This is a genomic window from Halomonas sp. ATBC28 (genome assembly GCF_005937175.1).
Classification (GTDB): Bacteria; Pseudomonadota; Gammaproteobacteria; order Pseudomonadales; family Halomonadaceae; genus Vreelandella; species Vreelandella titanicae.
In genome coordinates this window covers 1-25,117 of the sequence record NZ_VCQL01000028.1, presented here as the reverse complement: position 1 = coordinate 25,117, position 25,117 = coordinate 1, and the positions used below count along the sequence as shown (strand labels likewise).

Genomic DNA, 25,117 nt, shown 5'->3' with positions numbered 1-25,117 from the left:
CTTTAGTTAACGTCAATGACGTAGGAGAGCTGTGAGTAATTCCTTGAACGCTTTTTGCCGACGAATCGGTCATACCTTTGGCGACGATACGCTACTGGAATTGGCCTTGACCCACCGCAGCTTCGGTGGTCGTAACAATGAGCGCCTGGAGTTTCTAGGTGACTCCATCGTCAACTTTGTCATCGCCGAGGCGCTGTTTCAGCGCTTTCCTCAGGCCCGTGAAGGACAGCTTTCGCGCCTGCGCGCGCGACTGGTGAAAGGACAAACCCTGGCGGAACTGGCCCGAGAAATGGAGTTCGGTGAATGCTTGCGGCTAGGTTCCGGCGAGATGAAAAGTGGCGGGCATCGTCGTGAATCGATCTTGGCGGATGCGGTCGAAGCCATTATTGGCGCTATCTATCTGGATGCTGGGATGGATGTGGTGCGCAACCGGGTGTTGGACTGGTACGCGGAAAGGCTGGGTAATATCTCTTTACAAGATACCCAAAAAGATCCCAAAACACGGTTGCAGGAGTTTTTGCAGTCGCGTCAAGCCGCGTTGCCGCGCTATGAAGTTGTCTGCGTAAAGGGCGAGGCGCATGCCCAGACCTTTACCGTGGAGTGCTACATTGACCTGTTGGCTGAGCATACCACTGGTAAAGGCCCAAGCCGCCGTCATGCTGAACAGCAGGCGGCAGAAGAAGCGCTGTCGTACCTCGAAAAAAGCCCTGGAGATAAATCATGAGCCAAACCTGCGGATTCGTTGCCATCGTCGGCCGACCCAACGTGGGCAAATCGACCCTCATGAACCGTATTCTGGGGCAGAAAATATCGATTACCTCACGGCGACCACAAACCACGCGCCACCAGGTCATGGGTATTAAAACGGTTGATGAGACGCAGTTCATCTATGTTGATACGCCGGGCATGCACATCATGTCCAAGGATCGTAATAAAGCGATCAACCGCTTTATGAACCAGGCGGCTACCCAGGCCCTGCGTGATGTGGACTGCGTAGTATTTATTATCGACCGCACCCGCTGGACGGAAGAAGACCAGGCGGTGTTGAAGCGCCTGGAGCACGTAAAAGCGCCGGTGATTTTGGCGGTTAATAAAGTCGATCGTCTGGGCGAAAAGGGCGATTTGCTGCCTTGGCTGGCGGATGTCGGTGCTCGCCGCGACTTCGCCGCTATCGTGCCGATTTCAGCCAAGCATGGCACTCAGGTCGATACTCTGGAAGAGGAAGTGGCCAAACACCTGCCTGAAAGTGTCCACTTCTTCCCTGAAGACCAGATTACCGATAAAAGCCTGCGCTTTATGGCCGCTGAGCTGGTGCGTGAAAAAGTGATGCGCCAGCTGGGCGATGAGCTGCCTTACCAGATGACCGTTGAAATTGAAGAGTTCCGCGAGACAGAGCGTGTAACGCATATCAGCGCGCTTATTCTCGTTGAGCGCCAAGGCCAAAAAGTCATTTTAATTGGTGAAAACGGCGATCGTCTCAAGAGCATTGGTCGTGAAGCGCGCCTGGATATGGAGCGCGCCCTGGGTACCAAAGTGATGCTCAATTTATGGGTGAAAGTAAAACGCGGCTGGTCGGATGACGAGCGCGCCTTGAAAAGCTTGGGTTACGACCTCGATTGAAGGTAGCGATGTCGCCAGAGCCGGCTTTTTTACTCCACCGTCGGCCATATCGTGAAACCAGTGCGCTGGTGGATCTATTAACGCTTGATCACGGCAGAGTGCGTGCTGTGGCCCATGGCGGGCAAAGGCCCGGTTCTAAATCGCGCCAACGCCTGCAGCCGTTTACGCCGCTGTTCGTGACCTGGCAGGGCAGCCGCGATTTAAAGCGGCTAACGTTGATGGAGTCTCGCGGCCAGACGGCGCTGTTGGCCGGGGAGGGGTTGCTGTGCGGGCTTTACGCCAATGAGATCGCCACCCGGCTGCTGCCGTTAGAACTGCCGGCGCCTGACGTTTTCGCGTTTTATACCGCGCTACTAGAAGCACTGCCAGCGCCAGCGGAGCGCGCATTAGCGCTCCGCCGCTATGAGTGGGCGCTGTTAGAGGCGCTCGAGGCCACGCCGCAGTTTGCGACACCAGAAGGTAGCGTTTTGGATCCTCAGCTCCGCTACCGTTTTGACACCGCCAGCCGGGCATTCATACCTGCTGAGCGTGGCCTCGACGGCAGGACGTTACGTTACATTGAGCAGGGTGATTGGCAACATGAAGGCCTTGCCAATGCATTAAAGGCGGTAATGCGAGCGGCGCTGGCACCCCATCTTGGCACCACCGTTTTGCGTTCGCGAGAACTGATGCTCGATTTAGCTCGGCGTCGCTATCGTCCCTGATTTTTTGAATTCCCTGTTCACAAACTCTTACCTTATTGTTGCGCTGGAGGCACTATGCACCCCCCACGGATACTGTTAGGCGTCAATATCGATCACATTGCGACACTTCGCCAAGCCCGAGGTACTCGCTATCCTGACCCCGTGCAGGCGGCATTAGTTGCGGAAGAGGCGGGTGCCGATGGCATTACGGTGCATTTGCGTGAAGACCGGCGTCATATTCAGCCCCGCGATGTACGCATTCTGGCCGAAATGCTTAATACGCGCATGAACCTGGAAATGGCTGTTACTGAAGAGATGCTGGCGCTGGCCGAAGAAGTGCGCCCCGCCCATGTCTGTTTAGTGCCTGAGAAGCGCGAAGAGCTGACCACCGAAGGCGGTCTTGACGTTGTCGGCGGCTTTGATGCCATTGCCAGCGCTTGCCAACGGCTAAGTGCGGCGGGTTGCGATGTATCCCTGTTTATCGACCCTGACGTGGAGCAGATTGAGGCTGCTCAGCGCGCCGGTGCACCGACGATTGAACTGCACACGGGCGCTTACGCAGAAGCGCGTCCCGGCAGCGATGCAGCGAATGCAGAGTATCATCGCTTAACGACTGCAGCGACTCACGCTATCTCGCTGGGTTTAGTGGTCAATGCCGGTCACGGCTTGCATTACCATAACGTTGAAGCGATTGCGGCTCTGCCGGGCGTTAACGAGCTCAATATCGGCCATGCCATTATTGCCCGTGCGCTGTTTGTGGGCCTCAAAGAGGCCGTTCAGGAGATGAAGCGCTTGATCATCGCTGGCCAAGAGGCGGGCTTAATGGCGGCTCTCGATGCTCACGATCATGAGCATGAAAACCACTCTGAGCATGTTCATAATGGCTGCTGCGGGCACTGATCAGAGGTTGTCTATTCAGAGGTTTTTAAGGCGATGATTGTGGGAATTGGCTCGGATATTGCCCGTGTGGAGCGTTTTACACGGGCCATGAAACGGCACGGGCCACGCTTTGCTGAGCGGATTTTAGGCCCCGATGAGCAGGCGCTTTGGCTACACAAAGCCCAACCTGCGGCGTTTCTGGCTAAGCGTTTTGCTGCCAAAGAGGCATTTGTAAAAGCGCTGGGTTTAGGCCTGCGCCAAGGACTGCAGTGGGGGGACATTCAGGTGTTGAACGATGCCTTGGGTAAGCCCTATCTCCTGCTTAATGGCGAAGCCGAGCGGCTATTGCAAGCGGCGGGTGTCACCGCTAGCCACGTTACCCTGAGCGATGAAGCCGAGTATGCGGTAGCTTTTGTGGTGTTAGAGCGTTAACAGCTCGCCGCCAGATCAGCCAATGCTGGGGTCATGTCATTTATTCCAAGTATCTAATGGGCAGCGTCTTGAAGCCTGTTCAATCAATGCCTAACCAGCTGCGGGCGCAGTGCTCGCAGCCGGGCCATTGCCCGGTAAAGGTCTTCCAATAGCCCCTCAACATGGTCTAAACCGCTGGTGCGTAGGCGAGTTTCCAGGGTCTCTACCAGTAAGGCCAACTCGGGCGCACCGCAGTAGCGGCTAGCGCCATTGAGACCATGTACCCAATCGAGCAGCGTGGGCAAATGCTGTTGACCAAAAGCGGCGCGCATATGCTGTTCACTCTCATCCAAGCTGTCGATCAGACGTTTTAGCTGTTCTCGTGCCAGATGCTCCTTACCCCCCGCTAAACGTGCGCCAATCTCCAGATCAATGATGGGTAGCGTGGCCGGTGCCGCATGGCTAACCCGTGTCCTCTGGGTGGCGTTAATGTCGTGCTGTGGATAGGGCGGCTCTGCAATGCTGGCGGTCAGCCGATGAGTCACCCCCAAAAAGCGGTTGAGCAACTGCGCTAGCTGTGTTTCGTCAATGGGTTTTACCAGCACGTCATCCAGACCTTCCGCGAGCCACTGCTGGCGTTCATTGCTGAGCACGTGGGCGGTAACGGCAATAATGGGGCAGCGGGCCCAGGTACTACTCAACCGGCGCAATGCTTGGGTGGTTTGTACGCCATCCATCCCCGGCATACGAATATCCATTAACACCATGTCGACGTTACTGGCACGGGCGAATTCTAGCGCTTGGTGGCCGCTTTCCACCGTAGAAACATGGAGGGCAGGGTCTTCAAGTATGTTTTTGAGCAGCTCACGATTGGGTGCATTGTCATCGACAATCAGTAGTTTGAGTGGCTGAGACGCCGCTGGTAACGCGGGGAGTTCCTGTTCGCTCTTATTCGGCATGTGCGTAGATAGCAGTAGCTGCTTGAGCGTCGTTACCAACTGCGCGCGGGAAAAAGGTTTGTAGAGTGTCTCGCCGCCATGGGTTAAGTGCAGTGGCGGCAGATCAAAACTATTGCCATTGGCTAAAATCAATGTGGGGCAGGGGGTTTGATCAATCACTGCTTGCCAGTGCGCGTGCCATTCGGGGCTAAAGTCGCTGTGCTCAAGCCCCAATATCAGCAATTTCGCTGGCTCCGAGACATCAAAGGCGATGGGTTGTGCTTCCCAGCGCTCTAGCAAGTGCTCCAGTACATGGCGGGTTGGAGCATGAGTTTCATATAAGCGAATGGTCGGGTTGGCCAAGCTAATTTCTGGAGGTCGCTCGGCCGCTTTATGAGCCAGCATAGGCAGTGTAAAGAAGAAAGTGGTTCCTTTGCCCAGCGAGCTTTCCACGCCAATCTCGCCGCCCATGCGTTCAATCAACTGGCGGCAGATAGTAAGCCCAAGGCCGCTGCCACCAAATTGCCGTGAGTGGCTTGGTTCTGCTTGGGAAAAGGCGCTGAAGAGGGCCTCCTGGTGGGCGTCGCTGAGGCCAATGCCCGTGTCACTGACGCTCAGATTAAGCACCACATGCTGGCCTTCTAAATTATCCAACATGACACGCACGATCACCTCGCCGTGCTGGGTGAATTTAAGCGCATTGCCTATCAAGTTATTCAATACCTGATGAATACGCAGCGGATCACCGGTTAGCGGGGTAGGCACATCGTCATATACCATGGCTACCAAGTGCAGTTGCTTGCGCTGGGCTTCAGGGGCGTGTAGCCCGACCACTTCGTCGACCAGTGCGACAATGTCGATATCTGTCTCTTCCAGGGTGAGGCGATTCGCTTCAAGTTTGGAGAAGTCGAGCACGTCGTTAACCAGCATAAGCAGGTTGTCGCAAGCGCGGTGTACGTGCTGCAGCCACTCCCGCTGGCGCGTATCCAGTGATGAGCGTCCCAGTAACCGGCAAAAACCGATAATCCCGTTTAGCGGTGTGCGGATCTCATGGCTCATATTGGCCAGAAATTCAGACTTCACGGCATTAGCCCGCAGCGCGCTGCGGTGGGCCAAATCGAGCTTGATATTCTGCTCTTCAATGGTTTCCATGGATTCTTGCAGCTCGCTGGTGGCCTGCTCGATTTGCGTTTGCATATCCCGCTGGGCTTGCTGAAAGTGCTCGGCTAGGGCGTTAATATAGCTACTCAGGTGATGGAGTTCTGTGGCATTAGAGGGCGCCAGATGTAGCCGATAGTCGCCGCGGGATAGCCGATAAAGGGCTTGGTTGGCTTCTTCCAGCGGGCGGGTGGTATAGCGACTGATCGCAAAAGCGACTAAAAACAGCAGCAGGCCAAGCAGCATGCCACCCAAGCTAAGGCTGGCAATCAACTTATAGCGACCAAGGGTTAGCGTACGGGTATCCATTTCGATATCTAGCCAGCCAACGCGGCTGTCCCCAGCTTGGCTGACACTTGTTTGAGGAGGGTTCAGTGGCAAGCGCAGTCGCCATGCATCCTGCTGCTTAATCAATTGCTGATCATCTGGGGCGTTTAGCGGTGGTAGGTTGGATTGCCCGAGTAATAATAGACGGTCGCCCTGGGCATCAAATAGCGCAACCGCTCGCAGTCCTTTCATAGCGATGAGTTGACGCGACAGGGCTTCCAGACGTTGCTCATCACCCGTTGCGACCGCCGCAGCAAGGTTCGGGGCGAGCAGCTCGCCGACGCTTTCTAACCGCGTTTGGTGTGCCTCGCGAGCTTGCGTATCACTCTGTATAACCAGCAGTACGGCCATCATGGCGTACACCAGGAGCGGGAAACCGAGTAACGCAAACAGCAGTCGGGTATTCAAAGACATGAAAAGAAGCTCGCTGATTCAATGAGGTTGCCTGTCCAGCCTAAGGCAGCACCGATATAATGCAGCATAACGGTGACGATAAGGAACATTCATGAACGATCTTAAGGGCTATCCCACAATAGAAGATGTGGTTGGCAACACGCCCCTGGTACGCCTTAAGCGCATTAGCGCGGGGCGTAACAATACCCTGTTGGCCAAGCTTGAAGGCAATAATCCCGCTGGGTCGGTTAAAGACCGCCCCGCGCTCTCAATGATCAATGAAGCAGAAGCCCGAGGTGATATAGCCCCCGGTGATACGCTGATTGAGGCGACCTCAGGTAATACCGGTATTGCGCTAGCCATGGCGGCCGCGATTAAGGGCTACCAGATGGTGCTGGTTATGCCGGAAAACGCCTCTGAGGAGCGTAAGCAGGCAATGGCGGCCTATGGCGCTAAATTAATTTCCGCCAGCAAAGCGGGCGGTATGGAAGAGGCTCGGGATATTGCGGATGGCATGATCGCCAGGGGCGAAGGCAAGCCGCTAAACCAGTTCGCCAACACTGATAACCCGCTGGCCCACTATCGTACCACCGGTCCCGAAGTATGGGAGCAAACCGGGGGCGAGGTGACGCATTTCGTCAGCTCGATGGGCACCACGGGCACCATTATGGGGGTGTCGCGCTATTTGAAAGAGCAAAACCCGGCTATTCAGATTGTCGGTTTGCAGCCCGCCGATGGCGCCAGTATTCCCGGCATTCGTCGCTGGCCACAAGCGTACCTGCCGGCTATTTTTGAAGCGCTGCGGGTGGATGTCACCCTTGATATTGGCCAACAAGAGGCCGAAGAGCATATGCGCCGTCTGGCCCGTGAAGAGGGCATTCTGGCCGGGGTCTCATCGGGTGGCAGTCTCGCGGGCGCGCTACGTATCGCGGAGCAAACCGAAAATGCGGTGATTGTGTTTATCGTCTGCGACCGTGGTGATCGTTATCTCTCCACTGGCCTATTTGCCCCAGGAGTATAACCATGGCCATGTTGGGAAAACGGCGGCCGCCCAGGCCCGCTTCAGGTCATTCTGGGCTAGCGCGTTCGCCGGGCGGCAAGGCTCCGTATACCGCTGTAGAGGACGCATCGCCGCTGGTCATTGAGCGTTTGGCTCATGATGGGCGTGGCGTGGCCCATTCAGCCAACGGTAAAACCGTGTTTGTTGATCAGGCGCTGCCAGGTGAAAAAGTGGACGTGGCAATTCATACCACCCGCAAACGTTTTGACGAAGCGCATATCAAATCGCTGCTGACCACCTCCGAGCTGCGCGTCAAGCCGCCTTGTCCGCATTTTGGCCACTGTGGCGGTTGTGATCTGCAGCACCTAAGTGTCGACGCCCAGCGTGACCATAAACGAGAAGTAGTGCGCGATCTGTTTTCTCGCCAGGGTATAACGCTAAGTGAGATCGGCTCGATTCAAGGCAGCGATCAGGGCTATCGGCGCCGCGCACGGCTGGGGGTCAAAGTCGACAGCCAAGGCACTACGCGCCTGGGCTTTCGTGCCGCCCATAGCCATCGCCTGGTGGATATTGAACGCTGCCCGGTGTTGGTCGATCCCTTACAGCGCCTATTAACACCTCTGCGTGAGCTGCTGGGTACGTTAGAGGCGCCGCGCCAGGTAGGGCACATTGAGTTATTGGCGACGGCGACCACGCAGGTCGTGTTAGTACGTCAGTTAAAAGAGCACACCGGGGACGCCGAACGCTGGCAAGCCTTTGCGCAGCAGCAGGGAGTGGCGCTGGGCACTTGGTTGGGGCGTGAAACACCCACACTGCACTGGCATGGCGCAGCGCCGGCGCTTGAAGAGTCGCTAACCGTTACCGGCCAACCACCGCTTAGCTTAAGTTTTGCACCGGGCGATTTTTTACAGGTCAACGCCCCGGTTAACCAGCAAATGGTCGCCCAGGTCATCCAGTGGTTAGCGCCTAAACCAGGGCAAAAATTACTCGATCTGTTCGCTGGTATCGGTAATTTCAGCCTACCTATAGCGGCAGCGGGTGCTGAGGTTTATGCGGTGGAAGGTAACCCCGCCATGGTGGCGCGTATTGCGATTAACGCGAAGCGTAACCAACTGATGGTCAGCGGTCAGCAGGCTGATTTAAACAGCGCTGCCAGCGTTAAGGAACTGTTGACCGTTCATGGCGGTAGCGATGCGCTTGTGCTCGATCCGCCGCGAAGCGGCGCCGAAGTTATTTGTCAGGCGCTGGCGCATCACCCGGTGCCCAGGGTGGTCTATATTTCCTGTGATCCGGCGACGCTTGCTCGGGATGCGGCACATCTTGTGCATGCGGGTTACCGGGTCAAGCAAGTAGCAGTGGCGGATATGTTCCTTCACACTGCGCATATGGAAACGCTGATGCTGTTCGAATACGGGGACTAGACGTTTCCCCATCGCATCAAGCCACGGTGGCGGTCGTGCAGAGACCGTCTCCCTGAAAGGATGAGTAATTGTCATGGTGAAAGTGCGTGAAGACCAGCCGCTAACCGCGGGCGGAAAGGTGGATATACAGCAGTGGTTAACGCGCCTGCAGGAGGATGTGCGCCTACCTGAGCCTGAGCGTCTAGTCGGCGCCTGTGAACTCGCCGAACAACTGGAGCTTGAAGCCCCGCGCACCCATCGCGTATGGCTATCGCCAGGCTCTAGTTTTCGCATGGGCCTGGAAATGGCCGATATCCTTGGTGAGTTAAAGCTAGACCAAGCCACGCTTGAGGCCGCCGTTCTCTACCGTGCAGTGCGGGAAGGGCTGCTGAGCCTTGAGTCCGTGACAAAACGCTTTGGCGAAGAAGTGGCCAGTCTGATTGATGGCGTGCTGCAAATGGCCGCTATTAGCTACCCGTTGGCGCCTGACCATGGCATGGGCCAACACAATCAGCAGGAAAACCTGCGTAAGATGCTGGTCAATATGGTCGGTGATGTGCGCGTGGCACTCATTAAGATTGCCGAACGCACCTGCGCACTACGCCAGGTAAAAGACGCTCCCCGGGAAAAAAGTTTACTGGTGGCTCGTGAAGTCGCCGATATTTATGCGCCGCTGGCCCACCGCCTGGGCATCGGTCAGCTTAAGTGGGAACTGGAAGATCTATCGTTTCGCTACCTGCACGAAGATGAGTACAAGGCGATTGCCAAGCTGTTGGCGGAGAAACGCCTTGACCGCGACCGCTATATTCACGATGTGGTCGAAACCATCAAAGGCTTGATGGAAGCTCAGCACATCCACCGCTACGACGTGGATGGGCGAGCTAAGCATATCTACTCGATCTGGCGCAAAATGAAGCGTAAGCGGATCGATTTTTCGCAAGTTCATGACGTGCGTGCGGTGCGTATTCTGGTGCCGGAAGTGGCGGACTGCTACACCGTGCTGGGGATTATTCACTCGCGCTGGCACCACGTGCCCAACGAGTTTGACGACTATATCGCCAACCCCAAAAAGAACGGCTATCAGTCGCTGCATACCGCCGTGATGGGGCCGGAAAACAAGGTGCTCGAAATCCAGATTCGCACCTTCGCCATGCACGACGAAGCGGAGCTGGGCGTTTGCGCCCACTGGCGTTACAAAGGCCACGATACCAACGCCAAAAGCCGTAGCTACGAAGAGAAAATTGCCTGGCTGCGTCAGGTACTGGAGTGGCAGGACGAGGTGGGCGGCTTTGGCGATTTGCGCGAAGGGCTCTCCAGCGATGTGGCCCCTGACCGCATTTACGTTTTCACTCCCGACGGTCACGTGATTGACCTGCCGCGGATTGCCACACCGATCGATTTCGCCTACCGGGTGCATACCGAAATTGGCCACCGCTGCCGAGGCGCCAAGATTAATGGGCGCATTGTGCCGCTCACCTACAAGTTAAAAACCGGCCAGCAGATAGAAATTCTTACCGCCACTAAAGGTGGCCCAAGCCGCGACTGGCTAAACCCCAGTTTGGGCTATGTGCGCACTTCCCGGGCGCGGGCCAAAATTCAGGCGTGGTTCAAACATCAGGCACGGGATCAAAACCTGGACGAGGGGCGCGTGCTGTTTGACCGTGAAATGCGCCGCCTGGATGTGGAAGGTCTCGATCTGCCCAAGCTGGCCAAGGCGGTCAACTACCAAAACGCCGAGGACATGTACGCGGCCATCGGCGCTGGTGACCTGCGTATCGGTCAGGTGCTGCACCAGGCTCAGCAACTGTTTGGTGAAACCGACGACCAAGAGCAGCTCGATCGCCTGCTCGCCAAACCTAAGCGCCAATCCAGCAAAGCCACCAAAAGCGATATCACGGTGCTCGGCGTCGGCAACCTTAAAACCAGTATGGCCAACTGCTGCCGTCCGGTGCCTGGCGAACCGATTATCGGCTTTATTACCCAGGGGCGCGGCGTCACCGTTCACCGCCAGGACTGCAGTAATATTCTGCAATTGCGGCTGGACGAACCCCAGCGCATTATCGAAGTGGAGTGGGGCGAACGCGCCCAGACCCGCTACCCGGTGACCATCGAGATTCAGGCCTGGGATCGCTCCGGGCTGCTGCGCGATGTCACGGGCCTGCTCGGTAATGAAAAAGTCAACGTGCTTGCCGTGAACACGCTAACGGACACCGATGAAGGCATTGCCCGGCTGCGTATTACCCTGGAAGTCGATGGCCTTGAATCCCTGGGGCGGTTGTTCTCGCGCATTCAGCAGTTACCCAACGTTACCGAAGTGCGCCGTTTGCGCAACGCCGACCCGGAACAACAAATTCGCAAGGGAGGGGCATAATGCGCCATGGTATCGATGATCTGCTGACCCTGATGCAGGTGCTGCGCGACCGGGAACAGGGCTGCCCCTGGGATCTCCAGCAGGATTGGGAGAGCATTGTGCCCCATACCCTGGAAGAGGCCTACGAGGTCGCCGATGCCATCGAGCGACGCGCTTTTGACGAACTGCCCGGCGAGCTGGGCGATCTGCTCTTTCAAGTGGTCTACTACGCTCAATTTGGCGCGGAAGAGCAGCGCTTCGACTTTGCCGATATCGTCGATACGCTGACCGCCAAAATGCTGCGCCGCCATCCGCACGTGTTTCCGGAGGGCACGCTGGCCTCCCGCCGCCCGCCAGGAGTGAGTGCCGAAGAGGTGCAAACTCAGCAGGTCAACAGCCGCTGGGAGTCATTGAAGGCCGAGGAGCGTGCCGAGAGAGCCGTTGAGCGGCCCTCTGTGCTAGACGATGTGCCGCGCACGCTGCCCGCCCTTAGCCGCGCTGCCAAGCTGTCCAAGCGCGCCGCGCGAGTAGGCTTCGACTGGCCCGATGCGCGCGGCGTGGTGGCTAAAATTCGTGAAGAGCTGGCGGAAGTAGAAGAGGCGCTCGCCGCCGGTGATCAACAGCACGCCCAGGAAGAAGTCGGCGATTTGCTGTTTGCAGTGACCAATCTTGCCCGCACGCTGAATGCCGATCCAGAGCAGTGCCTGCGCGCTACCAATGCCAAGTTCGAGCGCCGCTTTCGTTTTGTCGAGCGCGAGCTTAGCGCTGCCCAGCGGCCATTAATAGAGGCTTCCCTAGACGAGATGGAAGCCCACTGGCAGGCAGCCAAAGCAGAAGAAAAACAATCTACCCATTCCTGATCTAATAATGACGCGACCCCTGCAAGGAGGCCATGCCAATGAGTCACGACCTACACGAATCTCTGCGCGATAATGTGCGTATTCTGGGCGACAGCCTGGGGCGAACCATTGCCGACGATTTGGGCCAAGCATTTGTCGATAAAATTGAAACCATTCGCGCCCACGCCAAGCGCGGGCGCCAGGGCGATTCACTGCAGCAGCGCGAACTGATCGAGTACCTGCGTGAGCTTCCCGAGCAGGATCTGCTGCCGGTCACCCGGGCGTTTAACCAGTTCTTAAACCTCGCGAACATTGCCGAACAGCACTATCGGGCGCGCTTTCGCCGGGTAGAGGACTACAAGCCCGGCTCCCAGCCGGTGCTCGGGGAACTGCTTGCGCGTGCCGAGCAGGCGGGCAACTCACCGCGTAAACTGGTCGAGACCCTCGCCAATATGCGCGTTGAGCTGGTACTCACCGCGCACCCCACCGAAGTTATCCGCCGAACCTTGATTCAAAAATATGATGCCATCGATGAGTGCTTAACCGCCATTGAGAGCTCCGAAGATTACCCAGAGCGTGGAACCCGTGCCCAGGGCCGCCTGGAGGAGCTGATTAGCCAGGCGTGGCACACCGACGAGATTCGCCACGAGCGGCCCACCCCGGTGGATGAAGCCAAGTGGGGCTTTGCGGTAATTGAAAACTCCCTGTGGCAGGCAGTGCCAGATTTCCATAGAGATTTGGATAACCTGCTGCTGGATACCGCCGGTGAGCGCCTGCCCCTGGACGCCGCGCCGATACGCTACGCCTCCTGGATGGGCGGCGACCGCGACGGCAATCCCAACGTGACCGCCCGAGTGACCCGTGAAGTGTTGCTGCTTGGCCGCTGGATGGCCGCCGACCTCTATTTGCGCGATCTTGAACAGCTCAAAACCGAACTCTCCATGTGGAAGGCCAATAGCGCGCTCAAAGCCGAGGCGGGTGATGTAGCCGAGCCGTACCGCGAAGTGTTGAAACGCCTGCTGGCGAAGATGGAATCAACCCGCGATTGGGCCAAGGCCGAGCTGGAGGGAAATAACTATGATGGCGGGCCGATTATTGAAACCCGCGATCAGCTCTACTCACCGCTGCTCGCCTGTTACCGCTCGCTGTGTGATGTGGGCCTCGACACCATCGCTAACGGCGCGCTGCTGGATACGCTGCGCCGAGTAGCGGTGTTTGGCGTTACGCTGACCAAGCTTGACCTACGTCAGGAAGCCAGTCGCCATGCCCAGGTCATTGAAGAGCTAACAAGCTCCCTTGGCCTGGGTCACTACCAGGAGTGGGACGAAGCCAAACGTCAGGAATTTCTGCTTGAGGAGCTGGCCTCACGTCGCCCGCTGATTCCGCGCCGCTGGGAGTGCTCCGCCGAGTCCCGCGAAGTGCTGGATACCTTCAAAGTTATCGCCCAGGAGCACTCCGAAGCGCTGGGAACTTACATCATTTCCATGGCCGCTGAACCCTCGGACGTGCTCACCGTAGCACTGCTGATGAAAGAGGTCGGGGGGCAGGTAACGCTACCTATTGCACCGCTGTTTGAAACCCTTAACGACCTGGATCACGCAGGTGATGTGGTGGATCAACTGCTGGCGATACCGGGCTACCGTTCGCTGATCGATGACCGTCAGGAGGTCATGATTGGCTACTCTGATTCGGCAAAAGATGCCGGTCAGTTGGCTGCTGCCTGGGCGCAGTACCGCGCTCAAGAGTCGCTGGTGAATGTGTGTAACCGGCACGGCGTCGATTTAACCCTGTTCCACGGCCGTGGCGGCACCGTTGGTCGTGGTGGCGGCCCGGCCCATGCGGCGATACTCTCCCAGCCTCCAGGCTCGGTAAACGGCAGTCTGCGGGTGACTGAGCAGGGCGAGATGATTCGCTTCAAGTTTGGTCAGCCTGATATTGCCCTGCGCTCCATGGAGATATATGCCTGTGCAGTGCTGGAAGCCACGCTGTTGCCACCGCGTGCACCGGAACCGCACTGGCGTGAAGAGATGGATCAGCTCGCCAAGGTAGCGCATGGTGCCTATGTGGGCGTCGTGCGTGAAGACCCAGACTTCGTGCCCTATTTCCGCGCGGTCACACCGGAAGGCGCCTTGGGTAGGCTGCCGTTGGGCTCACGCCCCACCAAGCGGCGTCAGGATGGTGGGGTCGAAACCCTGCGCGCCATTCCATGGATTTTCGCCTGGACACAGATTCGCCTGATGCTACCCGCGTGGCTGGGTAGCGGCGAAGCCTTTGCGCGGCGCTTAGAGCAGCCCGGTGGACGCGATGTGCTACAGGAGATGCGCAACGAGTGGCCTTTCTTTGGCACCTATCTGGACATGCTGGAGATGCTGCTGGCCAAAGCCGATGTCGCCATTGCCGCTTACTACGAGCACCGCTTGGTCGACGAGCCCTCGCTGAAGGCGTTGGGTAAAAAGTTACGCCAGCGCTTCGCGTCGTTGGAAGAAGCAGTGCTGGATATTCTTCAGCAAGAGAAGCTATTGGAAAACACGCCGCTGATTCGCCAGGCGATCGATGTTCGCAACCCCTACATCGATCCGCTGCACGGTTTGCAGGCGGAGTTGCTGCAGCGTAATCGCGACGCCGATGGGGCGATCAGCGCCGATCTTTCCCGGGCGTTGATGGTCACTATGGCGGGCATAGCGGCAGGTCTGCGCAACACCGGCTAGGCTGTTTTAACACGATTTTTTACCGTGATTTTTAACCGTAACGTTTTACTACAACGTTCTACTACAACAGGGAGGCGTCAATGTCCTCAGATGCTCAAGCGGTACTCGACTTTTGGTTTGAGGAGTTGACGCCTGCTCAGTGGTTTAAAAAAGACACTGAGTTGGATCGTACAATCTCGCAGCGGTTTGGCGCGCTGCATGCCCAAACCGCGCGGTGTGAATGTTACGCATGGCGTCAAACGCCGCAAGGGCGGCTTGCGGAGATCATTGTGCTGGATCAGTTCTCGCGCAATATCTATCGCGATGACGCTCGCGCCTTTGCCACTGATCCCTTAGCGCTGGCGCTAGCTCAAGAGGCGGTAGCCGCTGGGGCAGACGCAGAACTAACCAGCGAGCAGCGTGCGTTTTTGTATATGCCCTATATGCATAGCGAATCCGCGGCCATTCATGAGCTGGCGATGCAGCTGTTTGACCAGCCGGGGTTAGAGAATAACTACGACTTTGAAGTGCGCCACAAGGCGATTATTGATCGTTTTGGGCGCTACCCGCACCGCAACGCACTGTTGGGGCGGGGCTCTACCGACGAGGAGTTGGCCTTCTTAAAGGAGCCCGGCTCCTCTTTTTAACTGTTTGCTTATCCTCTTATAGCCACATGGCGTTTTATGTCGTTTCGAAAATCTACCCGTATCAATAAATATATTAGCGAGAGCGGGATGTGCTCTCGCCGTGAAGCCGACCGCTTTGTGGAGCAGGGCAACGTGTGGATAAACGGTCGCCGCGCGACCACCGGTGATCAAGTGGTGGCGGGTGACTTGGTTAAAGTAAACGGTCAGGAGATCGAGCCTCAGGAAGAGGAGGATCTGGTGCTGATCGCGCTGAACAAACCGGTGGGCATTGTCAGCACCACCGAGTCCAGCGAAAAGGATAATATCGTTGAGTTTGTGAAGCATGGCGTGCGTATTTTTCCCATTGGGCGGCTCGATAAAGACTCCCAGGGGCTGATTTTTTTAACCAATAACGGCGATCTGGTTAATAAGATTCTGCGCACCAATAACAACCACGAAAAAGAGTACCAGGTGACGGTGAACAAACCGATCACCGACGAGTTCATTGACGGCATGCAGAGTGGCGTGCCGATTCTTGGCAAGGTGACCAAGCGCTGCAAGGTACAAAAAGAGTCCACCTTTGTGTTCACTATTACCTTGGTGCAGGGGCTCAATCGGCAAATTCGTCGTATGTGTGAATACTTCGGCTACGAGGTTACCCAGCTTATTCGCACGCGCATTATGAATGTGCCGCTAAAAGGCTTAGCCCTGGGCGACTGGCGCGATCTCACTGCCAAAGAGATCGATACCATTATCGCGCTGACCGAACGCTCAGAGGCGGCACCAGAAAAGAAAAGTAAAGCTAAACCGGAAAGGCCCAACTACAGCTCAGGCGCAGGAAAGGCAAAACCGCCTTCCGCAAAAGGGCGCCCGGCCAAAGCAGGCGCGAAGGCGGCTGGTGCCAAAGCCGCCGGGGCTAAACCACCCGTCAAGGGTAAAAAAGCCGCCAGCGGAAAAGTCAGTGGAAAAACAGGTACCGGCCCGAAAGGCAGTACGTTAGGCAAGCCGCACTCCAAGGGCAGCAAAGCCCCCGGCAAGCTTGGTGCTAAAAGCAAGCCTGGAGCTAAAGGTAGGCCCGTTGGTAAAGGCCGCGGTAAGCCAGCGGCGGTCGGAAAGCCTTCCCAGCGGCGCAAGTAACTCCCCATCATTCAAGAGTCTTCACTGTGATCCCAATCGTCGCCTTTTACGCTGTAGTGAGCGTTATCGCTTATATCACTTACGCTATCGACAAAAAGGCGGCTATTAAAAACCGCCGTCGGGTGAGTGAAAAGTCGCTACATCTGCTTGGGGTAGTGGGTGGCTGGCCGGGTGCGCTACTGGCCCAACAGCAACTGAGGCATAAAACCCAGAAAACCGCCTTTCAAGTTACGTTCTGGCTGACGGTTGTCGTAAATCTGGCCTGTCTAGGGTGGCTAACGGTTTCATTGAGTCTCATTTAGCCACCCGTTTAGCCACCCTATACTTGGTGCCTACGCTCTGGCGTGATTGCCGTGCGCGAAAAGAAAATTAGCGATCAGCTCTTTGCCGCCTTCGGTGGCAAACGATTCTGGGTGAAACTGGATGCCGTGAATCGGGTACTCCCGATGTTTAACCCCCATCAGGTCGAATTCACCCAGTGCCAGCCAACGGCTGCGCTGCTCAAAGCTATCGGCTGCCAGTGCGCCCACGGTGGCGGTCACCTCCAGGCACTCGGGCAGGGTGGTCGCATCGGCAATTAGCGAGTGGTAGCGCATTACCTCAAGCTGGTCGGGTACGCCGTTAAACACCGATGCGTTATTGTGGTTGATCGGGCTGATCTTGCCATGCATCGGCAGCGGTGCTTTGACTACCTTGCCGCCAAACACGTGCACGATGCCCTGCATGCCCAGGCATACTCCCAGCAGCGGGGTGGTCTTGCCCAGTTTCTCGATCACTTCAGCGCATACACCAAAGTAGCGCGGGTCATCCGGCGAGCCGGGGCCGGGGGAGATGATAATACGATCCGGGGCCATGGCTTCGATGGCGCCGTAATCGATCTGATTGTTGCGCTTAACGATAATCTCAAAATTGGCCAGCCCGCCGCGATTCTTCTCTGTGGTTAGAATCTCACCAATAAACTGGTAGAGGTTATAGGTGAAGGAGTCGTAATTATCGATGATAAGTACCTTCATGCTGGGCTCTCCATGTCCGTCTCCATAAAGGGGGTAAGGGCTTTGCGAGTACCGGCAAACTTGCGGCGGATCTCCTCATACTCATCGGCGGCATTGCTATCAAACACATTGCCACCGCAGGTTTGCACGTAGGCACGCTCGCCGTTCACAAACACGGTGCGAATCGGAATCGCAAAGGTGCAGTCGCCGTTAAACGAGAACTGACCCACGGCGCCGCCGTAGGGGCCGCGCCCATCGGTTTCCAAATCATCGATGATTTTCATCGCCTCGATTTTGGGTGCGCCGGTGAGGGTGCCCGCGGGGAAGTTGCTGGCCAGCGCGGTAAACATATCTTCGCCTTCGGCGATAATGCCGACGATCTCGCTGGAGATATGCTGCACGTGGCTAAAGCGCTTGATATCCATCAAGCTGCGCACTTTGACCGTGCCAAACTGCGCTACCCGGCCAATATCGTTGCGGTGTAGATCCACTATCATATTGTGCTCGGCGATCTCTTTGGGATCGTTAAGCAGCGCGCGGGCGAGCTGGGTATCTTCTTGGGGCGTTTGACCTCGGGTGGTGGTACCCGCCAGCGGAAAGGTTTCCATCTCGCCCTGGCGCAGCCGGAACAAAAGCTCTGGGCTTGCGCCGATCAGCTTCTGCTCGCCGAATTTGACGTAGTACATTTGCGGCGACGGGTTGATGGTGCGCAGCTGGTCATACAGCGCCAGAGCGTCGCCTTTAATACTAAAGCGTTTTTTAAAGCCGACTTCGCACTGGAACACTTTGCCGTCGATAATATCCCGTTTCACCTTGGCCACCGCCTCGGCGTGTTCTGCCTGACTCATGGTGTCGCCTAAGGCGGTGATTTTCAGCGGGCCTGCCGGCTCATCGTCTGCATCAATTAACGTCTGTAGAAATTCGTAGCGGCTATTGTCGTAATAGAAGTAGGTGACTTCCCCGGTCATCTTGTCGAGGATCAGGCCATCTTTGTAAAGTCCGAAGCGGAAGGTGTCGAAATCATCGTTGGCTTTTAACGTAAGCGATGGCTCGAAATACTGCATGGCATCGTAACCAAGGTAACCGCTTAACCCTCCGGCGTACTTGCGGGAAATAATATTCTGCGGGATCAGGCTGCGCAGCAGTTCGTAGGGGTTGTCGCTAGTGTAGTGGTTGGCATTGCCGCCACGTTCTTCAATGGTCAGTGTGTTGCCGTTGGCGTAGAGCGTGTACTCGGGGTCGAAGCCGATAATCGAGTGGCGCGCCATATGGCTATCTTCACCCAGAGACTCAAGCATGTAGCAGGTATCAAACCGACGCTCGATTTTCTGAAACAGGGCAAAGAAGTCGCAGTCCGCCGCCAAGGTCACATAGTGAGGTTTGCGCGGCAGCGTAAAAGGCTGCGGGCCTGGTGAGGCATGTGTATTGGCAGTGGTCATGATGCATCATTCCGTGAAGAAGGGCTTGAAGAGGGTAACGTGGTAAGCGCGCGGGAGCCCCGTGAAACCGTAGCGATGCCCACACCCAGGGTTTCGGCAATTTTGCGGTGGGGCACGCCTTCACGCAGCAGCTTAAAAATTTGTAGGCGTTTACTGATTTCTTGGTACTCTGCAGGCGTTAGCAGGCTCGCCAGCGCTCGATCCATTGCTTCAGGTGAATCAATGGAGAGTAGGTGGTCGATTAGCTCAGCCTGATAGTGACCGTTTGAAGGCATAGTTCGCTACCGAGTAATTAGTGATGTACTAACGTACTAGTACGCTACCTGATTGCTCTGGGAAGTCAAGTAGCGCTTGTCAATTTAAGGAGCCCCGATGACCAGTTATTTCATTCAAGCCTTTATTTATCTTGTTGCCGCGGTGATCGCCGTACCTCTTGCCAAGCGTTTTGGCCTGGGGTCGGTGCTGGGTTACTTGGTCGCCGGGGTAGTGATTGGGCCAATTCTGGGGCTGGTGGGGAAGGAAACTACTACCATTCAGCACTTTGCCGAGTTTGGCGTGGTGATGATGCTGTTTTTGGTAGGTATGGAGCTTGACCCCAAAGGGCTGTGGGCAATGCGGGTTCGGCTGATCGGCCTGGGTGGGCTTCAGGTCGTGCTAACCGCCGCAGCTGGCACCGCTATTGCCTGGTGGCTGGGACTCGTGTGGCAAACCGCCTTGGCGGTGGGACTGATTTTTGCGCTCTCTTCCACGGCGATTGTGCTGCAAACACTGAATGAAAAGGGGCTCGCCAAAACGGAGGGCGGGCGCAGCGCTTTCTCGGTGCTGTTGTTTCAGGATATTGCGGTGATCCCCATGCTGGCGCTGATCCCGCTTCTGGCGCTGCCTGAGTTGATGGGGGCGGGCGGTGATGACGGTCATGCCAGCTTAAGCCTGGTAGCGCACTTGCCGGGCTGGGCGCACGCCTTAGTGGTCGTGGGTGCCATCGTGAGTGTCATTGCCGGCGGCTACTACTTAATGCCGCTGCTGTTTCGCTATGTGATTGGCTCTGGCCTGCGTGAAGTATTTACCGCTACTGCGCTGATGCTGGTGATTGGCATCGCCGCCCTGATGAGTGTGGTCAATTTATCCCCCGCCCTGGGTGCCTTCCTGGCGGGGGTGGTGCTCGCCAACAGTGAATTTAAGCACGAGCTGGAAGCCAATATTGAGCCCTTCAAAGGGCTATTACTGGGACTGTTCTTTATTACCGTAGGAGCGGGCATCAACTTCTCGGTGCTGGCGGCGGAGTGGGGCGCGGTGCTATCGCTAGGTTTGGCGGTTATCGTTGTTAAAGGTCTGATTTTGCTGGGCTTGGCGCTGTTATTTCGGGTGCATGGTAGTAACGGCTGGTTATTCACTTTAAGCCTTGCCCAAGCCGGTGAGTTTGGCTTTGTGCTGCTGACCTATAGCGTTCAAAACAACGTGATTCCTACTGATATCTCCCAGATTCTCTCACTGGTGGTGGCGCTATCGATGTTCTTAACGCCGTTGCTATTTATTGCCTACGACCGCTTAGTACTTCCGCGATACCAAATGGCCAAAAATGACGACCGAGAGGCCGATACAATCGAGGAGCAGGCACCGGTTATCGTTGCGGGCGTAGGGCGGTTTGGACAAATAATCTGCCGCTTGCTGCGCGCCAATAATATCCCCATCGTGGCGCTGGATCTGGAGATTGAGCAGATCGAGAACCTGCGTAAAATTAATATCAAAAGCTACTTTGGTGACGCCAGCCGCTCCGACTTGCTTGAGACCGCAGGGATTGAGCACGCTAGGTTACTAGTTATCGCGTTAGACGATCGTGAGCGTGCCGTGCAGATGGTTAAGCATGTGAAGCATGCCTACCCCCAAGTGTGGGTGCTGGCCCGTGCATTCGACCGTGGGCATGGCTATCAGCTACGTGACGCAGGGGCCGACGACGTTATCAGTGAAACCTATCATTCAGCGCTGGAACTGGGCGGGCACGCACTAACAGCCATGGGCGTACACCCCATGCGAGCTAAGCAGATGACCTGGGCCTTTGTTCAGAACGAAGATGCCCATGAAGACGAGCTGTTTGACGCCTGGAAAGAGATTGAAGAGGGCATTAGCTTCAGCCCCCGCTACGGTGAGCTGTTCATGAAGCTGGAAGAAGCGCTCAATAGCGCTATGCAGCAGGATTGGCCCGAGCCGCAACGACAGGATGTGCCTATTTGGACACCGCCTGAAGTTGATCAGGAGCACAGGGCATAGAAAAATGGCGGTTTGCTGTGGTGCGCTGATTTATTAGGTGGAGATCACCCTTCAACTGAGTAGCGATGGGCGTGGTCACCGTGCTGGCTGCCGATGAGGCGCCCGGCGGCGTCGTAGCTGTAGGCGACGACCTTGGAGGCCTGATTGCCTTGCAGGCTGTGGAAGCTCATCCGGCTCAGGGCGTCTTATTGATAGCTCTGTTGGTGGGTGTTGTATTTATTCACCCAATGTGGCGTTTTAGAGAATGGTTCAATTTTTCTTAGCAGGCTGGACTGTGACATCTACCGTCCAGAGGACATAACCTTCCACGCCATTGGGAAGTTGAACCTTGTAGTACATAAAGTCTTTTGAATATTCAGCATGGAATATTCGCGCGACTTCTCCCTTGCTCATTACGCCAATGACCTGTGCGCTGGGAAGGCCGCTAGCTGGGAAATCCTCATAAACCGCTGTGGGTGCTTCAGCTATCAAAATAAATTTTGACGTGCTACTAAAAAAATTCATAGCGTATAAAGCCGCCAACCCCCCAACAATAACATACAGAATTATTTTGCCCATGGAGCGGTGCTTTCCTCGAAAGGCCATATAGAGTTGCTTTCCTCAGCTGCTCACGTTGGATGATAAAACTCAGATCCCGAAAACAATTCAGAGTCTAGCGGGGAGAAACCAAGAGAGACCGGAAGTATGTTCCTGCCTAGATCATAACTAAGTTGCTTTAAGCAGTCTTGAACGGGGGTATCACAATTGTTTGTTAATGTGCTGTATGACGAATTGTGATTACTCATACAATTTTCCAACGGTGCCTCTTCTTCTTCGGCCAGATCTAGATGTATTCCTCTTCCGAGGCGAAAGCCATTCTTCGAAAGATACTCACTAGTTGGCAATGAAGACATGTCGTCTGGGCCATAGATATACGTTGTATCGTTAATGCTCGTCGAAACATGGCCGAAGGACGAAGCTTCCATCAAATGCCCATTACCGTATCCCAAAAAGAAATATTTCTTTCACTATACTGCTTTTTGAAAAACATGCTAATGGGAACCAATGTCTGACCCAATCCACAATCCTTGCTAAAAGAGTATATGAATTCTAATTCATGATCAGTGTGTTGAAGATTTAAATTCTCATAATTAAAGCTTGCCGTATACACACCGTTCGATCTTTCCCTAAATACAGCCTCAGAGTTTTCAGAAACCAATACAGACTCACCTGTTTCAGAGTTTTTTAAAGTTATCGAATCTATATTTACTAAACAGCTACTGTTTTGTTCGATTGAAGAAGAAAACCAAAGCAACATTTCATATGGGGCATGATGTATGCTGGCTTTATTGTCAATATTTTCCATTGTGCCGCGCAACTTTGCATGAATAGCACCAGTGTTTAGACGAAGCTCAGGCTCTGTAAATCCATAGTTTTTATGTGTTTTAATACCACACCCTGAACAAGTAAAAATCGTTATCAAAAGAAGTATCACTATTTTGAATCTTACCATTGACTATTTTTCCTGTGTTAAATGATTGTACGTGGTTGTGAAACGCTGTGGATTAAACATGCCTGACGGTGAAGTTACAAATATATAGTATGGTAGTACATCTGTAACACTATGTGGAATACCGCCCATAAAACGGGGCTCAAAAAAGTTATAAGTTCCCGCATTGGCTGGATCAGTCACAAGGTCGTCATTACAATCAAAAACTGCTTCACTACGGCCATTTGGGGAAACAAATTTTCGATTGCCATCATTGCCTTCACCCATGCGGTGATAGATTGATTCTTCCGGTGTTAACTCCGTCCAATCCTGCACATCAGTAATATCTGAAACAGGCTCATTCCAATAATTTCTTGTCCAATTAACTACGGCAGTTCCACCAAGAGCTACTCCGGCAATACACAATCCACCGCAAACTAACAACCCTAGCGGATCCACCATGCCGGTCGGATTCTTCACATAGCCCTAAAAATTAGTGCCGCCGTTAAGGCCAATCGGATCCTGGCTGACGTACCTGCCTTTCTGCAGGTCATAATAGTGGTGGCGGTTTTAGTCGAGGCCGCTTTCTTCGTCTTGCCATTGGCACCTTATCTGTTGGGTGACGTCGCGCACAGAGTGTTGGTTGTTGACCGCTGCCCAGTCGTCGGGTTCGGCCAGCCAGCGGGGGGGTGACCAATTGCATGGGGGGGGCCAAGGCTTCGGTGATATAGGTGCTGACTAACTTACCTTGTTGGATATCGTCGATTACCACGGCGGTTTGATAAACATAAATATTGGCAACGCAATGCGGTAGAGAGCTGCTTTGGTTGGCTGAAAGAGTTACGCCGAATCACCACACGCTATGAGAAGTTAGTCAGTAGCTTCAGAGCGATGGTATGCGTCGCGTGCATCGACAGTTGCTTGCGAGCCAACTTTACGTAAAAAACCAAGGTCACAAGATACTTCAAATTTATGTTGGATAGACTGTATATTTTTCAATTCGACGCTCAATAAAAAACTGCATTGTTTTCTCCTCTCCATCTATAGAATATGCTACTTCTAGCGTTATATTTGGAGAGTTCTTGAAGAGATTAAAAAAATCTCCATTTACTTCTATCAAAGCCTCGCCAGTTAGTAGCTCCTCATCCCCGCTTCTTTCAGTAAGATCTATTTCTGTATTAATAAAATAATCTTTTTTCCATTCATTACCTATTAGCGTTGCATGAATGATTTTTATGGGAGTGCTTCGCGAAGATGTTGCATATAATCCAAGCCAGACATAATAATTTTCATATGTAGCTTGTTTTACGGAAATAGTGAAAAGAATCCTATTGTCTTTGAATTTATCTAGGGCTGGTATGTCAAAATTCATATTTTCATAAAAAGTATCAGAAGGCTGATGATAAAATCGAGCAATCTCAGCAGTTTCACACCCGGAGATTAGTGGTGAAAGGATTGCAATGATGCTGGCGATGAAACGCTCTCTTAGATTCATTTTTGAAATTCCGGTTATATGTTAGTTTGGCCCACGCACATTATTACGGCCAGGAATATAAGGCAAGACGTCTAATACACCATGCCCTACGCCCTTAATAGCCCAATCTCCCCAGCCCCTGAAATCAGTCCATTCTTCGGGAGTCTTTGAGGGATTTACGTAGTTATATGTCCCCATATAACGAGGATCAGTAATTAATTCGTGGGTGTCTCCATCAAAAACCGCCTCTCTTCCATCAGGGTGGATGAATTTGAGCTCAGGCTTTCCTATACCATTATCATGGAAAATAGATTGGGATTCAGGCAAAAGTATCCAATCTGAGTTCCGAGAATTTGCCGATTTAAAAGAAGGTAAATCCGTATTTCTACAATGTCTGCCTTCAAAGTGCCATGCTGTTGAATTTCGCCAAATTTTTGCGATGAAACCTTCATCAGCGGGGCCCTCTAAATTGCATTCACCGACTAGCCCCAGCGGATCCACCATCCCCGTTGGGTTGGTCACATAGCCATATAAATTCGTGCCACCCCTTAACCCAATCGGATCCTGATTGATGTACCTACCCTGCTGCGGGTCGTAATAACGGTGGCGGTTGTAGTAAAGCCCGCTCTCTTCATCGTGCCATTGCCCCTGGAACCGGATCGGCTGGGTGACGTTGCGCACGGCGCGCTGGTTTTTGACCGCGGCCCAGTCGTCGGGTTCGGCCAGCCAGCGGGGTTGGCCGTTGGGGGTGACCAGCTGCATGGGTGTGCCGAGAGCGTCGGTGATGTAGGCGCTGAGGACTTGGCCTTGCTGGGTGTCGTCGATGCGCATCATGGGCACAAAACTGCCCGGCTCGTAGACCACGGTGGTGCGCTGATTGTCCGTTTCTTCGCGCACGATACGATCACCGTCCCAGCCGTAGTGGGTGGTGGCGGTGGTGCCGTTGGTGTGGCGCACGGTTTTGCTGATGCGTCTTCCTAGGCCGTCATAACGGTAAGTGGCTTCGCGGGTAGCCCCCAGCTCGCTGG

Annotated in this window: 24 protein-coding genes and 1 pseudogene; 16 read left to right on the top strand and 9 right to left on the bottom strand. The window is 54.8% G+C overall.

The window, feature by feature from the left end; translation table 11 throughout:
- Positions 1-31 precede the first annotated feature (31 nt).
- From rnc to acpS, 5 genes are read left to right on the top strand one after another with little or no spacing between them, the layout of a single operon-like run.
- On the top strand, positions 32-724 hold the full coding sequence (gene rnc / locus E0L35_RS22815; protein ID WP_009286441.1) for a ribonuclease III: 693 nt from the start codon (positions 32-34) through the stop codon (positions 722-724).
- Entirely contained in the window at positions 721-1,620 is a 900-nt protein-coding gene (gene era, locus E0L35_RS22810) for a GTPase Era (RefSeq protein WP_009286442.1), read from the top strand. Before rnc ends, era begins: the two co-directional genes overlap by 4 nt.
- Before the next feature lie 8 nt (positions 1,621-1,628).
- Positions 1,629-2,324 carry a DNA repair protein RecO gene (gene recO / locus E0L35_RS22805; protein WP_041158333.1) on the top strand — a complete coding sequence of 232 codons (696 nt, stop codon included), beginning with the start codon at positions 1,629-1,631 and terminating at the stop codon, positions 2,322-2,324.
- 54 nt (positions 2,325-2,378) lie between these two features.
- Entirely contained in the window at positions 2,379-3,203 is an 825-nt protein-coding gene (gene pdxJ / locus E0L35_RS22800) for a pyridoxine 5'-phosphate synthase (protein ID WP_027959132.1), read from the top strand.
- Positions 3,204-3,236: 33 nt separating this feature from the next.
- Positions 3,237-3,614, top strand: a complete 378-nt coding sequence (acpS, locus tag E0L35_RS22795) for a holo-ACP synthase (protein ID WP_138801509.1) — start codon at positions 3,237-3,239, stop codon at positions 3,612-3,614.
- Between the two features lie 83 nt (positions 3,615-3,697).
- Here the strand turns inward: acpS and E0L35_RS22790 are convergent, their stop codons facing one another.
- Positions 3,698-6,430 (bottom strand): response regulator, encoded by a 2,733-nt coding sequence (locus E0L35_RS22790; RefSeq protein ID WP_138801508.1) that lies wholly within the window; start codon positions 6,428-6,430, stop codon positions 3,698-3,700.
- Positions 6,431-6,521: 91 nt separating this feature from the next.
- On the opposite strand from E0L35_RS22790, the gene cysM reads away from it, so the two are divergent.
- From cysM to E0L35_RS22750, 8 genes are all read left to right on the top strand, one after another.
- Complete coding sequence (gene cysM, locus E0L35_RS22785) at positions 6,522-7,430, top strand: cysteine synthase CysM (RefSeq protein WP_138801507.1); 909 nt, start codon at positions 6,522-6,524, stop codon at positions 7,428-7,430.
- Positions 7,431-7,432: 2 nt separating this feature from the next.
- On the top strand, positions 7,433-8,830 hold the full coding sequence (locus E0L35_RS22780; protein ID WP_138801506.1) for a TRAM domain-containing protein: 1,398 nt from the start codon (positions 7,433-7,435) through the stop codon (positions 8,828-8,830).
- A gap of 73 nt (positions 8,831-8,903) precedes the next feature.
- A complete protein-coding gene (relA, locus tag E0L35_RS22775; protein ID WP_027959135.1) occupies positions 8,904-11,180 on the top strand; it encodes a GTP diphosphokinase in 2,277 nt (758 codons plus the stop codon).
- Positions 11,180-12,019: a nucleoside triphosphate pyrophosphohydrolase gene (gene mazG, locus E0L35_RS22770; RefSeq protein ID WP_138801505.1), complete on the top strand. Its 840-nt coding sequence runs from the start codon at positions 11,180-11,182 to the stop codon at positions 12,017-12,019. The genes relA and mazG overlap by 1 nt, the downstream gene beginning before the upstream one ends.
- 38 nt (positions 12,020-12,057) lie before the next feature.
- On the top strand, positions 12,058-14,706 hold the full coding sequence (gene ppc, locus E0L35_RS22765) for a phosphoenolpyruvate carboxylase (RefSeq protein WP_138801504.1): 2,649 nt from the start codon (positions 12,058-12,060) through the stop codon (positions 14,704-14,706).
- A gap of 80 nt (positions 14,707-14,786) precedes the next feature.
- Positions 14,787-15,332 carry a DUF924 family protein gene (locus E0L35_RS22760; protein ID WP_138801503.1) on the top strand — a complete coding sequence of 182 codons (546 nt, stop codon included), beginning with the start codon at positions 14,787-14,789 and terminating at the stop codon, positions 15,330-15,332.
- Between the two features lie 36 nt (positions 15,333-15,368).
- Entirely contained in the window at positions 15,369-16,448 is a 1,080-nt protein-coding gene (gene rluF, locus E0L35_RS22755; protein ID WP_138801502.1) for a 23S rRNA pseudouridine(2604) synthase RluF, read from the top strand.
- Between the two features lie 26 nt (positions 16,449-16,474).
- Positions 16,475-16,750 (top strand): DUF1294 domain-containing protein, encoded by a 276-nt coding sequence (locus E0L35_RS22750; protein ID WP_022523829.1) that lies wholly within the window; start codon positions 16,475-16,477, stop codon positions 16,748-16,750.
- 30 nt (positions 16,751-16,780) lie between these two features.
- On the opposite strand, the gene E0L35_RS22745 is transcribed toward E0L35_RS22750, so the two are convergent.
- The 3 genes from E0L35_RS22745 to E0L35_RS22735 are packed head-to-tail and all read right to left on the bottom strand — an operon-like array spanning position 16,781 to position 19,154.
- Positions 16,781-17,461 carry an aminodeoxychorismate/anthranilate synthase component II gene (locus E0L35_RS22745; RefSeq protein ID WP_138801501.1) on the bottom strand — a complete coding sequence of 227 codons (681 nt, stop codon included), beginning with the start codon at positions 17,459-17,461 and terminating at the stop codon, positions 16,781-16,783.
- Complete coding sequence (locus E0L35_RS22740) at positions 17,458-18,879, bottom strand: anthranilate synthase component I family protein (protein WP_138801500.1); 1,422 nt, start codon at positions 18,877-18,879, stop codon at positions 17,458-17,460. The genes E0L35_RS22745 and E0L35_RS22740 overlap by 4 nt, the downstream gene beginning before the upstream one ends.
- Complete coding sequence (locus E0L35_RS22735) at positions 18,876-19,154, bottom strand: Trp family transcriptional regulator (protein ID WP_027959142.1); 279 nt, start codon at positions 19,152-19,154, stop codon at positions 18,876-18,878. The genes E0L35_RS22740 and E0L35_RS22735 overlap by 4 nt, the downstream gene beginning before the upstream one ends.
- A gap of 97 nt (positions 19,155-19,251) precedes the next feature.
- Here E0L35_RS22735 and E0L35_RS22730 point away from each other — a divergent pair, with 97 nt between their 5' ends.
- On the top strand, positions 19,252-21,147 hold the full coding sequence (locus E0L35_RS22730) for a monovalent cation:proton antiporter-2 (CPA2) family protein (RefSeq protein ID WP_138801499.1): 1,896 nt from the start codon (positions 19,252-19,254) through the stop codon (positions 21,145-21,147).
- A 65-nt stretch (positions 21,148-21,212) separates the two neighbouring features.
- Complete coding sequence (locus tag E0L35_RS26735; protein WP_039858230.1) at positions 21,213-21,410, top strand: hypothetical protein; 198 nt, start codon at positions 21,213-21,215, stop codon at positions 21,408-21,410.
- Here the strand turns inward: E0L35_RS26735 and E0L35_RS22720 are convergent.
- From E0L35_RS22720 to E0L35_RS22710, 3 genes are all read right to left on the bottom strand, one after another.
- Entirely contained in the window at positions 21,397-21,705 is a 309-nt protein-coding gene (locus tag E0L35_RS22720; protein WP_138801497.1) for an SH3 domain-containing protein, read from the bottom strand. The two genes, E0L35_RS26735 and E0L35_RS22720, sit on opposite strands and share 14 nt — an antisense overlap.
- A 406-nt stretch (positions 21,706-22,111) precedes the next feature.
- Positions 22,112-22,639 (bottom strand): hypothetical protein, encoded by a 528-nt coding sequence (locus E0L35_RS22715; protein WP_009286451.1) that lies wholly within the window; start codon positions 22,637-22,639, stop codon positions 22,112-22,114.
- A gap of 3 nt (positions 22,640-22,642) precedes the next feature.
- On the bottom strand, positions 22,643-23,077 hold the full coding sequence (locus tag E0L35_RS22710; protein WP_138801496.1) for a hypothetical protein: 435 nt from the start codon (positions 23,075-23,077) through the stop codon (positions 22,643-22,645).
- Between the two features lie 303 nt (positions 23,078-23,380).
- Between E0L35_RS22710 and E0L35_RS22705 the strand changes: the two are divergent.
- Positions 23,381-23,557: pseudogene (locus tag E0L35_RS22705) on the top strand (transposase); the annotation flags it as partial.
- A 28-nt stretch (positions 23,558-23,585) separates the two neighbouring features.
- Here E0L35_RS22705 and E0L35_RS22700 read toward each other — a convergent pair.
- Positions 23,586-24,110, bottom strand: a complete 525-nt coding sequence (locus E0L35_RS22700; RefSeq protein ID WP_009286453.1) for a hypothetical protein — start codon at positions 24,108-24,110, stop codon at positions 23,586-23,588.
- 21 nt (positions 24,111-24,131) lie between these two features.
- Positions 24,132-25,117, bottom strand: a 986-nt coding sequence (locus E0L35_RS26490; RefSeq protein ID WP_283241550.1) for an RHS repeat-associated core domain-containing protein, incomplete at its 5' end; no start/stop codon positions are given.